The sequence below is a fragment of the Niabella insulisoli genome (assembly GCF_039652435.2).
Taxonomy (GTDB): Bacteria; Bacteroidota; Bacteroidia; order Chitinophagales; family Chitinophagaceae; genus Niabella; species Niabella insulamsoli.
The window spans coordinates 3,564,238-3,582,125 of the sequence record NZ_CP190246.1 but is presented as its reverse complement, the minus strand read 5'-3'; the positions used below and the strand labels follow the sequence as shown (position 1 = coordinate 3,582,125).

Sequence of the window (17,888 nt, the reverse complement as noted above, 5' to 3'; positions counted from 1 at the left end):
ACACTATTTTCGTCCGTCTTTCAATACGTCTTTAATTCCTTCTAAGCCTTCGACAAACTGGTTCATTTGCGCAATAATCTGGGCAAACTTGTCCTGGTCGGGCATGCCTTTGAGCATTCTGTATTTTTTAAACTGAACTTTAATGTCGTCCCATCTTTCCTGCTGTTCAGGAGTCATCAATCCCATGATTTCATGGAGCTTTAACAGGTTGGCTTCTGCATCCTGCGTCAGAGTTTGCGATTCATTGTTATAGTGATTGAGCAGGAGCGCCGTCACTTCATCTTCGTTCATAATGGGCTGTACATTCGCTAATATCTTGTTCATATTTCGATAGGAACCCTGAAGTTTGAATGGCGGCTCTTCGCGGAACGCATCGACGATGCCGGCTGATTTGATGTAATTTTCATTCACTTTTAAAACCACGCTGCGCGCCTGCAACGCATGCTTTACCACTTTGATATAATCCTGGATTTCCGAGGCGACAAAATTTCCGTCAAGGTTCGGCAGGTTGCTTTCTGGGTCTTGCAAATAAGCTACCAACCGATACAAGTTTTCGGTACCATTTTGTGTGAGCTTACGCAAATAAGGATTTGAGGTTAAGGCGTTCTCTAACATGCTCATCTCAAATGCTTCCTTATTGCTGGCCGTCATATCCCCCAAATTGTAAATGTCGGCTCTGTTGGCCAGCATATCCGGAATTTTAAAAACCTCGCCCGATTCCGTGTACGGGTTTCCCGCCATGATGAGCGCGAATCGCTTTCCGCGCAGGTCATAGGTCTTTGAAGCGCCGTTGAATACGCCATCCATCCGCCGCTGTCCATCGGCCAGGGAAATAAACTTTTGCAAAAACTCCGGATGGCAATGTTGTATATCATCGAGATATAACATAACATTATCGCCCATTTCAAAAGCCAGGTTCAGTTTTTTTAATTCATTTTTAGCCGCTGCATTTTTTGCTTCGCCGGGGTCGACTGAGGTAATGGTATGCCCTAAAGACGGCGCATTTATTTTTATAAAAACAAGCCCCAGTTTGTCAGCGATATATTCCATCAATGTGGTTTTGCCGTAGCCTGGCGGAGATACTAATAGTAAAAGGCCGCTTCTGTCGCTGCGTTTGGCTTCGCCGGCTTCGCCAATTTGTTTGGAGAAATTGGAACCAATAATGGGGAAATAAACCTGATTGATCAGTTGGTTGCGAACAAATGTGGTAAGCACTTCCGTGCGGAAGTTTTCAAGTTTTAATTCATTGTTTTTTTCCTGAAGCAGCGCGCGCTTCAGTTGCTGTAATTTATTGAAGTGAGGTACGAGCACGCTGTCAAAATGTTTCAGCAAGGAAACCCATTTGTAATGGTCTAGCAGAAATGGCTCGTTGGTAGTGTTGATTGATTTCAAGTCTTTTATTGCGACTGTTGCTTCCACAGCGTCAACTTCAATTTTGTTGTCCCACTCTACAATGAGCAGCGCGACTAATTCAGTAATAACATTTGCAGATAAGGGTAAAGCCTTCTGGCTGGCGAAGCGGCGTATCCAACTCTCCACAAGGGCCCACAGCCGCGCAGGATCGCCTTTCAGCTCCTGCATGTAGTCATCATATTTTTTATCAATAAAATCTGCTTTTAAATGTTCTTTAAAAAGCACATAAATTTGATGGTTTTGCCTTGAGATACGGATAGCGCCAGTCTCTTTGTTGTATAGGTAGCTTGCAGCGGCGTTTGCATCGATCCGCAATTGTGGAAAATGATTTTTTAAAAATATACGGAAAGCCCGGCTGGCTTCTTCAATGAATAACTGAATCTCTTTTCGTTGCTGGTAGTGGTCTTTTAAAAATCTTGCCGCATCTATTTGCGTTTTAAAATCTTCTCTCGCGACTGCGGGGAGGTAATGCCAAAAGAGATGTGCAAACGCTCTTTCCTCGGGTTGGTAAATTAACACGCCCAGGTCGTTTTGCAGAAGCAGCCAGGTTTTGGTAAGGGTAAACGCATCGGCATCATGCACACCTTTTACATAACCTTCCATAGGATGGCTGGTCAAATATTCATGGATGTCTTTCTGTAAATTTTCATCTGATGGTATTTTTGCAGGATCATAGTTTTGAAGCATGCGCCAGGCAAAATAAACAGCACGCGGAACGTCGGCATTTTCAGAAACATATTCCTGTTCAAAAACATCCCGCAGCGCATTGAGCTCGGCATTAACGACCGGCTCGAAATAGGAAGTCCCCGTTATATGATAATAAAAACCGTCGTTTTTATAGGTGATGGATAGCGCCACATTTTGCGATTGAATCGCAAAGCGAAACTTGCCCATTGCAAGAATTTGGTCGCCGTCTACATAAAGCTCATTCCTGTCTTTCAGATTGCGGATGGCTTCCTGTTGTACCACAAGCAGTTGCTGCTGAATTTCTTCTGACTTTGCCGCATCGTCCATTTTTAGAAGCTCCTGCGCAATTTGCCGGGCGCGATCCACCATAATGTCGGCCGAGAAAAAAGCATTAATTTCAGTATCGCTCCTTAGGGTTTTGACTTTGTTTTTGGCGCCGGTTATAATGCGTTCCGCAGCTTGCAGCAACTGTCCCGACTTCCGGTTTTTTTGTTCTACCAACTGCACGCTGCGCGCTTCAAAACTATCGTAAATCGATTGGCGTTTTTGCGCCGTCTTTTCTTGCACCTGATCCCATTCAGCAAATCGCATTTCTATTTCTTCGAGCTGAATGGTAAGATTTGATAAATAATCGCTTGCTTTCTGAGGCGTGTCGGCCATGTCAAGAAAGTTGATCACTGAACCAAAACCATATGCCTCAAATTATCACCGACGCCAATAATACTTATCTGACGATGTCGAAACGAGTTGAAAAGAATCAGCTGCTGCTCGAAGACCGGAAAATTGCGATGAAGGCGATTGTGAGTGTTCAAACCATCGTCGGCAGCTATCAGCCCTTTTCGCAGGCCAATTTATCAGCTAATGCCGAACTCGAGGTCATAAAACAACGCTTGTCTGCACTTGAAAAGCATTTGCGCTGACGGTTCATGCCCTCAGAATGAGCGCGTAGGTATTTTTTGGCTACCAGCCTAATATTTTGTTCTTTTGCTACCTTGTTTAAATAATTTTAGATACAATGATTAAGGTGGGGGGTACAAAACTGTCTTTAAAAGACTTTGAAGAAATTTTACTCTATAAAAAGCCGATTGCCATTGACACTGCTGCTATAGAAAATGTAAAGGCTTCCTTTGATTTTTTAAAGCAGTTCTCCAGCCATAAGCTTATTTATGGAATTAACACCGGCTTTGGGCCGATGGCTCAATATAAAATCAGCGACGATAATATTTTGCAGCTTCAATACAACCTGATCCGCAGCCACAGCAGCGGCGGCGGCGCTGTGTTGAACCCATTGCTGGGCCGGGCCGTAATGATCGCGCGGCTCAACAATCATCTTCAGGGATATTCTGGCGTGCATCTTGAGCTGGTGGAATTGCTTGCCGCCATGATCAATGCCGATTTGGTGCCATGTATCTACGAACACGGCGGTGTCGGCGCTAGTGGCGACCTTGTTCAGTTGGCGCATCTGGCGCTGGGTGTTATCGGGGAAGGGGAGGTTTGGTACCAGGGGCAACTGATGCCTGCCGCACAGGGCTTTGAGCTCGCCGGTTTGAAGCCGTTACAGGTGCATATCCGGGAAGGCCTTTCTTTGATCAACGGCACTTCGGCCATGACCGGGGTTGGGCTTTATAATATCATCAGGGCGCACAAGCTGCTCGATTGGTCGGTTATGCTTTCTGCCATTACTAATGAATTGATGGAAGTGTATGACGATCATTTCTCTTATGAGCTCAATATTGTTAAGCATCATAAAGGGCAAAACCATATTGCAGAAGCTTTTCGCAACACGCTGCAGGACAGCAAGATGATTCGCAGCCGCTCCGAACATCTATACAACCCTGAAAATATTCAACACGACGTTTTCGAAGATAAAGTGCAGGAATATTACTCGCTGCGCTGCATTACTCAGGTTTTGGGCCCCGTTTACGATACACTGGCGCAGGCTGAAGCAACCGTGGTGAACGAACTGAATTCGGTGAATGATAATCCGGTAGTCGACGTTGCTAATCAGAATATTTTCCACGGCGGCAATTTTCACGGCGACTATGTTTCCTTCGAGATGGACAAGCTGAAAATCGCGATCACCAAACTCAGTATGCTGAGCGAGCGCCAGTTGAACTATTTTTTAAACAGCAGGCTAAATCAAAAATTCCCGCCATTTGTGAATCTGGGCGTACTGGGGTTGAATTTTGGCATGCAGGGCATTCAGTTTACGGCGACTTCCACGACAGCAGAAAATCAGACGCTCTCGTTCCCGATGTACGTGCACAGCATTCCCAACAATAACGACAATCAGGATATAGTGAGCATGGGCTTTAATGCTGCGCAGTTGACCAAAAAAGTCATCGATAATGCTTACGAAATTATTTCCATTCAGGCGATGACCTTGTTGCAGGCGGTAGATTACCTGGAGTGCCAGGAAAAAATGTCTTCAAAAACAAGGGCCGTTTATGATGCCCTGCGCATTATCTTTCCAAAATTTATTGAAGATGGCCCGCTTTATAAAAGCCTTGCCAAAGTGAGAACCTGGCTCGAGGCTAATGCGCCGGATGCTGTGTTGGGGTAACTTTTAGGACCCATTGAAACGTCAATGGTATCGGCTTGGCCAGGCAGCCGACAGGCGGGCGACGCGTACTTTGTCGCAGGAGATGCGGTAAAAAGCGATTGCCCGTGATATTACCATCAGTCGTCACTATAAACTATGCTCCGTGAACCATCAATAATAAACCATTAACTCAAGAAACTATGAACTGTGCATTAGTAACAGGCGGCTCTCGTGGAATTGGAAAAGCCATTTGTGTAAAATTGGCTTCCATGGGCTATTTTGTATTGATCAATTATAAAGGTAATCAGCAAAAGGCGGAGGAAACGTTGACTGAAGTGAAAGCTGCTGGCAGTGATGGCGCCCTTTTGCAATTCGATGTTGCTAATAGGGAAGAAGTGCAAACGGTATTGAACGGCTGGATGGAAGCAAACACGGATAAAGTAATAGAAGTGTTGGTCAATAACGCCGGGGTGAAAGACGATGTGTTGTTGATGTGGATGAAAGACGAACAGTGGGATCAGGTGCTCGACACAAGTTTGGGGGGCTTTTTTAATGTAACGCGCATTATCGTAAACAGTATGTTGCGCCAGCGTTATGGCCGGATTGTCAACATCGTGTCGCTAAGCGGTTTAAAAGGCCTGGCGGGGCAAACGAATTATTCAGCGGCTAAGGGCGGTGTGATTGCGGCAACAAAAGCGCTGGCGCAGGAAGCTGGAAAGCGCAACGTCACTGTTAACGCAATAGCGCCGGGCTTTATCAAAACAGATATGACGGCTGATATCGACGAAGCTCAAATGAAACAAATGATTCCCGCAAATCGCTTTGGCACGCCGGAAGAAGTGGCCCACGCTGTCGGATTTTTTGTTTCCAAAGAAGCAGGCTACATCACCGGTCAGGTCCTTTCCGTCAACGGCGGCCTTTATACCTGATATTTACCATTTCATTAAAGCGCTGGCCCAGGTAAAGCCGCTTCCAAAGGCGGAAAGGCAAACCAGGTCGCCCTCGTTGATCCTGCCGGCTTCCCATGCTTCGCACAAAGCCAGAGGAACGGAAGCGGCGGTCGTATTGCCATATTTCTGAATATTGTTGAACACCTGGTCATCCCTTAGTTTTAGCTGTTGCTGAATAAACTGCGCTATGCGCAAATTGGCCTGGTGCGGCACCAGCAGTTTCAGGTCTTCCGGCTGGTAGCCGTTTTGGTTTAGCGCCTCGTAGATGACTTCCGGCATTTTAACTACCGCTCTTTTAAAAACGGCCTGGCCATCCATATAGGGAAAAATATCTTCCTTGTCTAACAATTCCTGCGTGATAAACATATTGCCGTAAGGCGTCCCGGGTGCGGGCGGTTTCCACTGCGCATTGTGAACGCCCGCATGAAAGCCTGGATTTGGCATGCTTAATATTTCTGCATCGGCGCCGTCGCTGTGTAAATGCGTGCTCAGAATGCCGCGGCCGGTTGTGGGCGCAGCCTGCAAAACCACGGCCCCGGCGCCGTCTCCAAAGATTACGGATACATTACGTCCGCGAGTACTAAAATCGAGCGCATAGGAATGCACTTCGGCGCCGATTACCAGTATGTTTTTGTACATACCGGTTTTAATGAATTGATCCCCGATGCTAAGCGCATACACAAAGCCGCTGCATTGGTTGCGCACATCCAGCGCGCCCACTTCTTTTAAGCCCAGCAGGCGCTGCACCAGCACGCCACATCCGGGGAAATAATAGTCGGGACTAAGGGTAGCGAAAATGATAAAGTCAATATCGGCGGCGCTAACGCCAGCGCGTTCCATTGCTGCTTCGGCGGCCTTTGCGCCAATGGTGGCGGTTGTTTCTTCGAAACGGGTGACGTAGCGTCTTTCGCGAATACCTGTACGCTCCCGGATCCAGGCGTCGCTGGTGTCCATCACTTTTGTGAGGTCGTCGTTGGTGACAATATTTTCCGGAACGTATTTCCCTATGCCTGCAATAATCGTTGAGTTCATGCTAACAAATGTTATGGTCAGCAAGATAGCAAATACCCGTAATTCGGGCTGCTGGAAATTCAATTATTTCGCTCACGTAAAACCTAGCCCGTCGATCGCTTTGGAAAGCGCCAAACGCTTGCAAATTGATTTATAAGGCCCAGGCTTTATCTCCTTTTTTATAGGGATAAGCGCCGTCGTAGCGGCCGGGCGTTTCCACGTATCTCAACGCTCGCGTCATCCCTTCTTTGGACGAAAAATAACCCCAAATGGCCAGTTGGCGCATCATGGTAAAATAATGCGGCGGATATTTCTTTTTCAGGTAAGCGGCGCCAAAATTTTTCTTAGCTGCCTCGGATTTCACCCATGCTTCCTGTTGCTGATCAAATATTTCTTTTTCTTTCTGATAAGCATCGGTGGCGGCGTATGCTTTTGCTTCCTGGTATAATGCTGTTAAAAATGCGGCCTTTTCAGTGGAGGGTAAATCCACAAAATCTTTTTTATACTTTTCCCTGCAGGAAGCGTTGAGTTGCTTGATGCCGTCCAGGAAAACTTTTTGCTCCTCTTTGTTATAACAATCAGTAACGATGGTTTTCATAAACGCACCCGAAAGCGCCGCTTTTCCGCCGCCAGACGCGGCAGTAGCAGGAATAATAGTTTCAGCTACTTCATCCAGCAGTGCGATATCTTTCGGGGTAAAAAGGCTTTTATCGGAAGCTGCATTTTTACATCCGGTTAAAAAAGCTTCGCCGCCGATAATTGCTACGCCCAATAAAGCCGAAACGCTGGTTAATGCTTCTCTTCTATTCATGATTTTTATGAGTTGGATTGATAAGAGTTAAAGTCCTGGCGTTTTACAAATTACCTTTTTTTAATTCGCCAAAGGCATGGTCGACGGCGCGCGCCGTAAAGGCCATATAAGTTAAAGAGGGGTTGACGCATCCGGCTGAAGTCATAAAGGATCCGTCGGTTACAAAAACGTTTGGCGCATCCCACACCTGATTGTATTTATTTAGTACCGAAGTTTTGGGGTCGTGCCCCATACGCGCGGTACCCATTTCATGAATGCCCTGTCCCATCACACCATCGTGGTCGAAACCGTAAACATCTTTTACGCCTGCCTTTTCCAGCATTTCCTTTCCGTCTTCTATTATTTCTTTTCGCATTTTTAGTTCATTGTCTTTTAACTCGGCATCAATCGACAAAATTTTCAGTCCCCACTTGTCTTTTTTATTTTTGTCAAGGCCAACGGTGTTTTCGTAGTAGGGCAATACTTCGCCGAAACCGCCCAGCCACCAGTTCCATGATCCTGCTTCTGTCAGCGATTGTTTCAACTGAACACCCACAGCGATTTCCTCGGCAGCATTAGACCCTCTTCCCCGGCCGGCTCCTCCCTGATATCCGTATCCTCTCAAATAGGCTCTTTTCTCGTTGCCGAGATTTCTAAAACGGGGAATATAAATGCCTGTCGGCCGACGTCCATAAGTATATTTATCTTCATATCCCTCTGAGCGCCCACCAGCGCCCGATCCCAAATGGTGGTCCATTAAATAATGGCCTAAAGCACCGCTACTGCTGCCCAAACCGCCGGGCCAGATATCGGTTGCAGAGTTGAGCAACACCCAGGTGCTGTTGAGCGTGGATGCGTTGAGAAACACAATTTTAGCTTTATATTGATAGGTTTTGTTGGTTTCGGTATCCAATACTTCCACCCCGGTAGCCCGCTTTTTATCTTTGTCATATAAGATTTTTGTAACAATACTGAGGGGCCGCAGTGTTAAGTTCCCGGTTTTTACCGCTGCGGGAAGGGTGGAAGCCTGCGTGCTAAAGTAGCCGCCGTAGGGGCAGCCTAAGTCGCATTTGTTGCGGTACTGACATTTGGTTCTGCCGGGTAGTGATTCGGTGAGATGCGCGCATCTTCCTATGATCATCCGGCGCGTGTCATTATATTCTTTTTTGATGCGCGCAGCAACATCTTTCTCCACGATATTCATTTCCATCGGCGGTTGGAACTGGCCATCGGGAAGCTGCGGAAGATTTTCAATACTGCCGCTGACGCCGATAAATTTCTCGACATGATCGTACCACGGAGCAATTTCTTTGTAGCGTACCGGCCAGTCGATGCCAATGCCTTCTTTAGCGTTGGCCTCAAAATCGAGATCACTCCATCGGTAAGTTTGCTTTCCCCATAAAAGAGAGCGCCCGCCTACGATATAACCGCGAAACCAGTTAAATTGCTTCACTTCGGCATAGGGCGCTTCCACATCATTTGCCCACCAGTCTAAATTTTTTTCATTGGGCCCAAATCCTCTGATGCGGCTGACCTGCAACTCTTTTTGAGCTAAAGTCAGGTTGCCGTGGTGTTCAAATTCCCAGGGGCCTTTGGCAGCATTCACATAATCTTTGATATGTTCTACGTTTTTACCGCGTTCGAGCATTAGCGTTTTTAAACCTTTTTCACAAAGTTCTTTGGCGGCCCATCCGCCGCTGATTCCGGAGCCAATTACAATGGCGTCGTAAGTTTGTTCTGACATCGATTCAATCGTTTTAAAGGAAATCTAAGCAAATAGAAAATAAAATCTCTTTATAATGGAAGCGTTTATCGACACCAAATGTAAGGTTTTTGATCAAAATTGTAATCGGTTTCATTTTTATTATTTTATGATTTATAATAATGTTAGCTAACCGAAAAATCACTCAAACAATTCTCCGTATTCTCTGTTGTAATGCTGCATAAGCAATTTGATTATGGCTTTAACTCTGTCTGAACCGAAGATCCGCTCGTTTAAAAACGTAAAACCGTTACCGGAAAAAAATAAAAGGATAGCCACCTGGCTTGCTTTTTTGATGATACCGCTCTCCGGGTTGATCACCGATATTTATATTCCTTCCATGCCGCATATGGCGCAGGACCTGCAGCAGCCCGAGCATAATATTCAACTGACACTGACCTTGTTTCTTGTAAGCTATGGCGCTTCGCAGTTTATCACCGGGAGCCTGATCGACAGCTTTGGCCGCTTTCGACTTACCTTGGTTTCGCTGGGTATTTTTATAGCCAGTAATCTGGTTATTGTCGCTACCCGTCAAATCGAGATGATCTATGCCATGCGCATTGTGCAAGGCATTACGACGGGCTTTATCGTCGTTTCGAAGCGCGCTTTTTTTGTTGATGTTTATGAGGGCCCGAAGCGCAAACATTATTTAAGTATTATGTCGATCGTTTGGTCAACAGCTCCGGTGGTCGCGCCTTTTATCGGAGGCTACCTGGAAAAATATTTTAATTGGCAGGCCAATTTTTATCTTTTAGCGGTTTATGGTTTGGTGATGCTGGTGCTCGAGTGGGTTTTTTCAGGAGAAACGGTTCAGGCCTGGCGCCCCTTCAAGTCGAAGCAGGTGTTGCGTGATTACAGGGCCATGCTGCGCGACCGAAGTTTTGCCTGGGGAATTGTGATATGCGGCCTTTCTTTTGGCGCGACGATGATTTTTAGTTTGGCAGGCGCTTTTATTATTGAGCATCGGTTGCATTATTCGGCTGTCGTTGCGGGCTATGCGTCGCTGTCGATGGGACTGGCCTGGATGATTGGCGGCTTCATCGGGAAGGCTACGCTTCATAAACCTTTTTTACTGAAATTGCGCTGGAGCAATGCCCTTCATTTGGTGTTTGCGGTGGCAATGATCGGCGCGGCAGCCTGGATGTATAATCTTTACACCCTTTTATGCTTCGCCTTCCTGATCCATATTTGCGTAGGATTCATTTTCAACAATTATTTTGCGTATTGCCTGGGCCATTTTCCTGCCATGGCAGGTTTGGCCAGCGGCCTTACCGGCGGTGGCGTTTATATTGTAACTTCCGTGTCAAGCTATGGCGCGGTGGGATTGTTGCAACCGCAAAACCAGACACAAATGGGTTACGGCTATTTGACTATGGCCGTTGCCACGTTTATCATTTTGCATGTTTTATTCAAAAAAATGACAATCCATCAATAAATATTACTGCGGTAATAATAATGTGTATTGATGGCCGGCTTTTACAGTCAGGGAATGAGCTCTTAACCAGGGATTCAGCGTTTTCAGCACTTTGTTGGAGGTGCCGTTATTGCGTGCAAAGGTAACCAGGTTGGGGATGGTTTGTGACACCGCTACCGTTTTGGTAGCAGGTTTTTGATAACGATAACTTTCGCTGATATCATATCCCAGTGTTGCTGCATTTTCCAGCAAATATTTGAAGGTGAGGATCCGGAAAATATAACGGTTCGTTTCTTCGGGAAGCACAAGGTCATAATAGTTTTTGCTGCCCTGCTGTGTGACGCGCTTATTATAGCCACCCATCCCACAATTATATGAAGCCGCCGCGGCCGTCCAGCTTCCAAACCTGTTATAAGCCTGCTTTAAGTATTTGCATGCCGCCTCGGTTGATTTGGACACATGATAACGCTCATCAACCGTTCCTGATACTTCAAGATTGTAACCCGGGGCCGTGCCCGACATGAACTGCCAAAAGCCGGTAGCTCCTACTTTTGAAATGAGGTTTTGTAGATTGCTTTCGGCTACACAGAGATATTTAAAATCGTCGGGGACATTATTTTTTTGAAGGATGGGTTCTATTTCGGGAAAAAACCGCTCAGAAAGTTTGAGGATGTACACGAGGTTTTGCGGCTGGAAAAAATTGTAGGTTAGCTCACGATCGAGTTGCTCTTTTATCTCCCACCGTTCCAGCGGCACCATTTCGCCGGCAAAGCTCATGGATTCCGGCAAAGCCGGCGCTTTATAAAGTTGTGCCGACGCTATTTTCTCATCTTGTTCATTTCCGTTTTTAAAGCTCAGCAACGCCATAACGCTAAAGCAGGCGCCTACGCCGGCAAAAAAAATGAGGACGGCAAGTGTCAGATTTTTCATGAGTTTATATTTTAGAATGAAAGCGCCGGTTGATTGGAAAAGAAACCGCTGCCAATTCAAATATAAGCCCAAAGAGCATGCCTTTTTCTAAGTGAGCGCCATTGCCTTTTTCGCCTGCCTGATATGCCTTTCGTTGTGGTAAATCACCACCCGCAAACTATCGCCTAATCGCAGTTTGATAAAAGCTGAAATGCTGACCGAAGTTTTAATTTTGTTTAAATCGGCATGCGTACATCTTTTTAAGAGTTTCAACATTGTTTGCTGCTGATCGATAAACACTTCGATAACGTTGCGATCAACCGGCGTGTTAGAAGGGTTCATCGCCCGAAACGTTTTCATTTTGTTCAGTTTCTCTTTCGGCCACATGGTTTTTGCAAAATAATTACCCAGCAGGCCACTTCTGAATCCCGGGGCGGCTCCGCCTTGATATTGTTGTAAACGCTTTTCTATTTCAGGCAGATAGAAGTGTCCATATCGGTTTAAATGCTCGATACATTCAAGCGCGTTCCAACTATCGGGCCCGGGCCTTTGCTGAAGTGTTGCGTCGGGCAACGAAAAAATTTGTTGGGCAAACTCTGCGTGTTGCAGGGTAAGGGCGGAAAGCTCTTTTAATAATTCCGAAGATTGAAGTTTCATCCGGCAAAATTGTTCCTATTCTTCAAAGTAAACATTGACAAAAGTCAAGGTTTTTTTAATCGGGACAGGGTTTCCGCGCTCATTCTGAGATAGGAGGCAATGTATTTGTTCGGGATTTGCTGAAAAAGCTGCGGACTTCTTTTCAGTACGCGCTGATACCTTTGCAGCGGCGATTGTATCAATAGATCTTTTTCGCGTTCGACCTGCTGCAGCACCAGGTCTTCCAGTATGCCGGTCCAAAGCGCCTGGTTCGCAGCATCGCGGCTGATAAATTGCTGAAAGTCTGCCTGCCGCACTATTTTTACGGTAGTTTTTTTGATGGCTTGTATATAGAAATCGGATGGAACGCCCGTCAAAAAAGAATCGAGGGCAACCACGATATTGCTTTTATAAGCCAGGCGCACAATCCGCTCTTCTGCTCCATCGAGGATAAAAACGTAGGCCGCGCCTTCCTCAATAAAATAAATATTCGTGTCAATGGTTCCGCCCTTTTTTAAAAAAGAGCCCCTGTCAAAGACAGCCGTTTTTTCGAAAAGGCTATGGGCTTCAAACAAGCGCGGGATATCAGGGGCACTCAATTTTTATTTTTTGGAACAAATTTCTTCTTTTTGCGAGAATTATTATTTTATTTACTTTCATTCTTTAAAAAAATAATTGATATGAACGGGAATTTGACTATCGTGTCCGAAGCTAATGATGTAGAACGGGCCATATTTTACAAAAAAACTTATCTGCACGTGGCGATCGCGCTACTATCCTTTATGGTGGTAGAAGGCGTTTTGCTAAGAATCGTACCACAGGAATTTATTTTACAAATGATGGGAGGAAGGCTGATCTGGCTTTTTATCATCGGTTTATTTTGGCTGGGCAGTGTGCTGGCCAACCGGTTTGCATTTTCCCTTGATAGAAATATGCAGTACCTGGGATTAGGGCTTTATATTTTGATCGAAGCGATCATTTTTCTGCCGGTATTATATCTCGCGCTGGTAATGACCGACGGCGCTGCGGTAGTGCAGCAGGCTGCCGTGCTTACTTTGTTTATGTTTGGCGGACTCACCGCCGTCGTATTTATGACGAATAAAGACTTTTCTTTTCTACGCTCGGCGATTGTAATAGGCGGCTTTGTTGCTCTGGGCCTTATCGTTGCGGGGGCAATTTTTGGTTTTAACCTGGGGTTGTGGTTTTCCGTTGCGATGGTGGCGCTGGCTGCCGGAAGTATTTTGTACCAAACCAGCCAGATCAAAAATAACTATGCGACCGGCCAATATGTGGGGGCGGCCCTGCAACTGTTCGCATCCATTATGTTGCTATTCTGGTATATTTTGAGGATTTTGATGAGCAGAAAATAAATTACATAGAAAATGATTTCAATCCTCTGTAAAGTCTTGCAGAGGATTTTTTGTGTCTTGCGTTTTGAACACAAATATTACCGCTGTATTAAAATTTAAGGCGATATAGGATAACCTGAATAAAAGCCGTACCTTTGCGCTCTTTTTAAAGAGATCACGGTTACGGGTAGCAGCGTTGGTATGCTTGGTTTGGCCTTCGATTTTGACACTCCTGCTCAGCCCGATACTCATAAAACTTCACAGGATTATTATGAATTTACGCAACATCGCCATCATCGCCCACGTAGACCACGGTAAAACAACGTTGGTGGACAAAATTTTACATGCCACAAAGGTATTTCGGGATAACCAGGAAACCGGCGATCTTATCATGGATAGCAACGACCTGGAGCGTGAGCGTGGTATTACCATCTTCAGCAAAAACGCTGCGGTAACTTATAATGATATCAAGATCAACGTAATCGATACCCCCGGTCACGCCGACTTTGGCGGAGAAGTGGAGCGCGTACTCAAAATGGCAGACGGCGTTATTTTATTGGTGGATGCGTTTGAAGGCCCGATGCCTCAAACCCGTTTCGTTTTACAAAAGGCGCTGGCTTTAGGTTTAAAACCTATCGTGGTAATTAATAAAGTAGACAAGCCAAATTGCCGTCCCGATGAAGTGCATGATGCGGTATTCGATCTTTTCTTCCACTTAGACGCTACCGAAGAGCAGCTCGATTTCCCTACTTATTATGGCTCTGGTAAAAACGGATGGTTCAACGATTCTTTAACGGAAATTGATAATATTAATCCTTTGCTGGATGGTATTGTAAAACATGTTCCTCCGCCGCATATCCATCACGGAACACTCCAGATGCAAATTACATCGCTTGATTATTCTTCATTCCTGGGCCGCATTGCGATTGGCAAAGTGGGCCGTGGTTCTATAAAGGAAAACCAGCAGGTGGCGCTTGTTCAGGCAGATGGATCCATCAAAAAGACCCGTGTGAAAGAATTATATGTGTTTGAAGGAATGGGTAAGAAAAAAGTGAGCGAAGTGCATGCAGGCGACCTTTGCGCGGTGGTGGGAATTGACGATTTTAATATCGGAGACACTATTGCCGATATCGAAAACCCCGAAGCGCTGCCGATTATCAGCGTAGATGAGCCAACGATGAACATGATGTTCGGTATTAACAACTCACCATTTTTTGGGAAAGACGGTAAGTTTGTTACCAGTCGTCATTTGCGCGACCGGTTGACCAAAGAAATGGAAAAAAACCTGGCTTTGCGCGTTGAAGAAAGCGAGGGTGGAGAAAGTTTTCTAGTGTATGGCCGCGGTATCCTGCATTTGGGCGTTTTAATTGAAACCATGCGCAGGGAAGGTTACGAGCTTACGGTGGGCCAGCCCCAGGTACTTGTAAAGACCATCGACGGTAAAAAATATGAGCCTTACGAAACACTGGTTGTAGATGTTCCGGAAGAATTTGCCAGCAAAGTGATCGATTTGGTAACACGCCGCAAAGGGGAGATGTTGGTGATGGAAACTAAAGGAGAGATGCAACATCTCGAGTTTGATATTCCTTCGCGCGGGCTCATTGGTTTGCGTACGCAGATGCTCACCGCGACAACTGGTGAAGCTGTGATGGCGCATCGCTTTAATGATTATCAGCCATGGAAGGGTGTTATTCCCGGAAGGAACAATGGCGTGTTGATTTCAAAAAATCAGGGTAAAACTACCGGGTATTCAATCGATAAATTGCAGGATCGCGGCACTTTCTTCGTTGATCCGGGCGAGGAAGTGTATGCCGGCCAGATCCTGGCGGAAAATATTAAGCCGGGCGATTTGATCGTGAATGCGACAGAAGAAAAGAAATTGACCAACCACCGGGCGAGCGGTAGCGACGACGCTACGCGGATCGCGCCGAAAACTTTGCTCACACTTGAAGAGTGTATGGAATATATCCAGCATGATGAATGTATCGAAGTGACGCCTAATTTTATCCGGATGCGGAAAGTAATCTTGGACGAAATAGAAAGGAATCGCCAGGCTAAAAAGCTCGCAGCAGAAGCTTAAATTATTGATTCACAAATATTTTAAACACATCTTGGCACAACCCGGGATGTGTTTTTTTGTTTATAAGTGGAAAGTATAACGCCAGACCTGAAAAAGTCTGAGTGGTATTTCAAGATTTGATGTTGGTACATTAAAATATTTACCGCCGCTTTCGGGCGTAATCCTACCTTTGCACTATGGTAAGAATAATTACGATATCCATCGCTTTATTTTTTCTGAATTTGAGCGCCATGGCGCAGTGTTCCGTTTGTACAAAAACAGCGCAACAGCTGGGAGATGGCCCTGCACACGGCCTTAACACCGGCATTCTTTACCTGGCTTTCGTACCGCTCATGGTGATCGGGCTCATTGGTTATCGCTGGTGGAAAAACGAAAAGCATAAGAGCAACTAATACGCTGGCTTTTTTTAATGTATAACTTGTTGCAGATTTGTGTCTTACAAATTTGATGCGGATGTTATTTGAATTGCCGTATTTTACAGCCTCATTTAATCACCAAAAAATAAACCATGCTCGAACAAATTTTAGATCTTGTAAAGCAACAAGGCCAGGAATCGGTTGTGCAAAACCCTGAAGTTCCCAACGAAAAAAATAACGAAGTAATGCGGGAGGCCGCCAGCACCATCACGGGAGGTTTTCAAAACATGTTAAGCAGCGGCGGGCTTCAGAACCTGATCGGTATGTTTGGCAATAATGATCGTTCCGGAAAGAGCGGGCTTTTAAACAATCCTATGATTGCCGGCCTTATCAGCCAGCTGGCAGGTAACCTGATCACCAAGCTTAATTTAAATCCGCAGGTAGCGAACAACGTGGCCGGCAATCTTATCCCGGGCGTATTAGACAAACTCATCAATAAAACCCGCAGTACGGACCCGCAAGACAATGCTTTCAACCTGAATGATTTGATCGGATCGTTCACCGGCGCATCGGGCGCGCAAACCAACGGCTTCGATTTTCAAAGTCTGATTGGCGCTTTTACCGGCGGTGGAAAGGATCAGGAAATCGAGCAGGCCAACCGCTCTATTTCGGAACAAGCAAAGCAAAAACAACAGGACGGCGGGGGTTTTTCAGATTTGATTCAAAATTTTTTCAAATAGCTAAACTGTTTTAGCTATTTGGCATGATTTCTGTTTCTAAATAAATGTAGTTCTTACAAATTTTAAAGTAGTTTTCAAGCCGGCGGCTTTTAAATTAGTTTAACAATTCAAGTAAAATAAAACAATAGTCTTGTACGTTTATAGAGTATAAGATTTAAGATAGTCAATTTTCTCATAAGCAGTTAGTTTTGGTTGCGACCCCTGTTTCTACAGGGGTCTATTTTTTTTGTAAACGATGAGACTGAAAATAAGGCCGGCAACGGCTCCCACGCTATCGGCGGCCACATCCCACATATCGTAATCCCGGTTGGCGACCCAGAATTTCTGAACTAATTCCATAAGATAGCCAAAAACGATGGCGGCGATAGTAATAATCGTAAAAGGCAGCGTTAGCCTGGCTACCGGATTTTTATACCTGACAATGCCGCACCACAAAATGACCAGCAAGGCAAAAAGCGCCATGTGTACCCACTTGTCGGCGTGCGGGATATTCATGAAGTTAGTTTCGTTGGGCAAGTCTGACCCGGGAATACTAAGGAGTATAATAATAATGGCCGACCAAAAAATGGCCGGCCAGTAACTATGATTCAGTTTTTTCAAAGCTCGGAATGTTTAAGGTTAATGCTGCATCAGCCCGTCACGCCTTCATAACCGGCGGCATCGAGCAGTGCATCTACATCGGCAGGATTATCTACCGTCATTTTAATCATCCATCCTTCACCATAAGGATCCGTATTTACCAATTCGGGCGCATTGGCCAGGGCGGGGTTGAGCTCATCGATGGTTCCATCAACAGGCAGGTATAAATCAGAAACGGTTTTCACAGCTTCCACCGTTCCAAACACCTCGTTTGCTTTAAGCGATTTACCGATCGTTTCAACTTCCACAAACACAATATCGCCCAATTCACGTTGCGCAAAATCGGTGATGCCAATTGTTGCGATATTACCTTCCAATTTGATCCATTCGTGATCTTTAGTATAGCGAAGCGCTTCCGGATAACTCATACTCGTATAGTTGTTTAAATTGAAATACAAATATGGGTAAAAGCATTGAATTTTTTCAGAAACAGAATCTTTTTTTATACGATCTGTTCATTTCTTCTCTTAAACGGATCCTTCAAACAACGCCGCTGTAACATTTGCCCTGCTTTTTCGACTTAAATGAATACACATCATTATTCGCCAAACCACTTATGCGGCATTTCATCACTTTTATCGGTCGTTTTACACCATTTACCGCAAATGCC

General features: G+C 45.4%; 17 protein-coding genes. 8 read left to right on the top strand and 9 right to left on the bottom strand.

Translation table 11 applies throughout. The annotated features are described in order from the left end of the window. Positions 1-3 precede the first annotated feature (3 nt). Positions 4-2,778, bottom strand: coding sequence for an ATP-binding protein (locus tag ABDK00_RS15000; protein WP_346236546.1), 2,775 nt, complete (start codon positions 2,776-2,778; stop codon positions 4-6). Between the two features lie 14 nt (positions 2,779-2,792). On the opposite strand from ABDK00_RS15000, the gene ABDK00_RS14995 reads away from it, so the two are divergent. The 3 genes from ABDK00_RS14995 (at position 2,793) to fabG (ending at position 5,571) form a co-directional block, all read left to right on the top strand. Beyond that, positions 2,793-3,020 carry a hypothetical protein gene (locus ABDK00_RS14995; protein ID WP_346236547.1) on the top strand — a complete coding sequence of 76 codons (228 nt, stop codon included), beginning with the start codon at positions 2,793-2,795 and terminating at the stop codon, positions 3,018-3,020. A gap of 95 nt (positions 3,021-3,115) precedes the next feature. Then, positions 3,116-4,663 carry an aromatic amino acid ammonia-lyase gene (locus ABDK00_RS14990; RefSeq protein WP_346236548.1) on the top strand — a complete coding sequence of 516 codons (1,548 nt, stop codon included), beginning with the start codon at positions 3,116-3,118 and terminating at the stop codon, positions 4,661-4,663. Positions 4,664-4,842: 179 nt separating this feature from the next. Beyond that, positions 4,843-5,571: a 3-oxoacyl-ACP reductase FabG gene (fabG, locus tag ABDK00_RS14985; RefSeq protein WP_346236549.1), complete on the top strand. Its 729-nt coding sequence runs from the start codon at positions 4,843-4,845 to the stop codon at positions 5,569-5,571. A 3-nt stretch (positions 5,572-5,574) separates the two neighbouring features. On the opposite strand, the gene ABDK00_RS14980 is transcribed toward fabG, so the two are convergent. From ABDK00_RS14980 to ABDK00_RS14970, 3 genes are all read right to left on the bottom strand, one after another. After that, a complete protein-coding gene (locus tag ABDK00_RS14980) occupies positions 5,575-6,624 on the bottom strand; it encodes a beta-ketoacyl-ACP synthase III (protein ID WP_346236550.1) in 1,050 nt (349 codons plus the stop codon). A gap of 130 nt (positions 6,625-6,754) precedes the next feature. Next, positions 6,755-7,414 (bottom strand): gluconate 2-dehydrogenase subunit 3 family protein, encoded by a 660-nt coding sequence (locus ABDK00_RS14975; RefSeq protein WP_346236551.1) that lies wholly within the window; start codon positions 7,412-7,414, stop codon positions 6,755-6,757. Between the two features lie 43 nt (positions 7,415-7,457). After that, positions 7,458-9,137 carry a GMC family oxidoreductase gene (locus ABDK00_RS14970; RefSeq protein WP_346236552.1) on the bottom strand — a complete coding sequence of 560 codons (1,680 nt, stop codon included), beginning with the start codon at positions 9,135-9,137 and terminating at the stop codon, positions 7,458-7,460. A 214-nt stretch (positions 9,138-9,351) separates the two neighbouring features. Between ABDK00_RS14970 and ABDK00_RS14965 the strand changes: the two genes are divergently transcribed. Next, the gene (locus tag ABDK00_RS14965) at positions 9,352-10,590 is read left to right on the top strand and encodes an MFS transporter (protein WP_346236553.1); all 1,239 of its coding nucleotides are present in this window, start codon (positions 9,352-9,354) and stop codon (positions 10,588-10,590) included. Positions 10,591-10,593: 3 nt separating this feature from the next. Here ABDK00_RS14965 and ABDK00_RS14960 read toward each other — a convergent pair whose 3' ends face one another. The 3 genes from ABDK00_RS14960 to ABDK00_RS14950 form a co-directional block, all read right to left on the bottom strand. Continuing rightward, positions 10,594-11,499, bottom strand: coding sequence for a lytic transglycosylase domain-containing protein (locus ABDK00_RS14960; RefSeq protein WP_346236554.1), 906 nt, complete (start codon positions 11,497-11,499; stop codon positions 10,594-10,596). An 87-nt stretch (positions 11,500-11,586) separates the two neighbouring features. Further along, the gene (locus ABDK00_RS14955) at positions 11,587-12,135 is read right to left on the bottom strand and encodes a DinB family protein (protein WP_346236555.1); all 549 of its coding nucleotides are present in this window, start codon (positions 12,133-12,135) and stop codon (positions 11,587-11,589) included. A 44-nt stretch (positions 12,136-12,179) separates the two neighbouring features. Further along, the gene (locus ABDK00_RS14950; RefSeq protein WP_346236556.1) at positions 12,180-12,713 is read right to left on the bottom strand and encodes a Crp/Fnr family transcriptional regulator; all 534 of its coding nucleotides are present in this window, start codon (positions 12,711-12,713) and stop codon (positions 12,180-12,182) included. Between the two features lie 81 nt (positions 12,714-12,794). On the opposite strand from ABDK00_RS14950, the gene ABDK00_RS14945 reads away from it, so the two are divergent. From ABDK00_RS14945 to ABDK00_RS14930, 4 genes are all read left to right on the top strand, one after another. Beyond that, entirely contained in the window at positions 12,795-13,484 is a 690-nt protein-coding gene (locus tag ABDK00_RS14945; RefSeq protein WP_346236557.1) for a Bax inhibitor-1 family protein, read from the top strand. Positions 13,485-13,734: 250 nt separating this feature from the next. Continuing rightward, positions 13,735-15,543: a translational GTPase TypA gene (typA, locus tag ABDK00_RS14940; RefSeq protein ID WP_346236558.1), complete on the top strand. Its 1,809-nt coding sequence runs from the start codon at positions 13,735-13,737 to the stop codon at positions 15,541-15,543. A gap of 176 nt (positions 15,544-15,719) precedes the next feature. After that, positions 15,720-15,935: a hypothetical protein gene (locus ABDK00_RS14935; protein WP_346236559.1), complete on the top strand. Its 216-nt coding sequence runs from the start codon at positions 15,720-15,722 to the stop codon at positions 15,933-15,935. A gap of 116 nt (positions 15,936-16,051) precedes the next feature. After that, positions 16,052-16,639 (top strand): hypothetical protein, encoded by a 588-nt coding sequence (locus ABDK00_RS14930; RefSeq protein ID WP_346236560.1) that lies wholly within the window; start codon positions 16,052-16,054, stop codon positions 16,637-16,639. Between the two features lie 207 nt (positions 16,640-16,846). On the opposite strand, the gene ABDK00_RS14925 is transcribed toward ABDK00_RS14930, so the two are convergent. Both ABDK00_RS14925 and gcvH read right to left on the bottom strand, forming a co-directional pair. Continuing rightward, positions 16,847-17,239, bottom strand: a complete 393-nt coding sequence (locus tag ABDK00_RS14925; protein ID WP_346236561.1) for a VanZ family protein — start codon at positions 17,237-17,239, stop codon at positions 16,847-16,849. A gap of 29 nt (positions 17,240-17,268) precedes the next feature. After that, positions 17,269-17,646 (bottom strand): glycine cleavage system protein GcvH, encoded by a 378-nt coding sequence (gene gcvH / locus ABDK00_RS14920; protein WP_346236562.1) that lies wholly within the window; start codon positions 17,644-17,646, stop codon positions 17,269-17,271. Positions 17,647-17,888 lie beyond the last annotated feature (242 nt).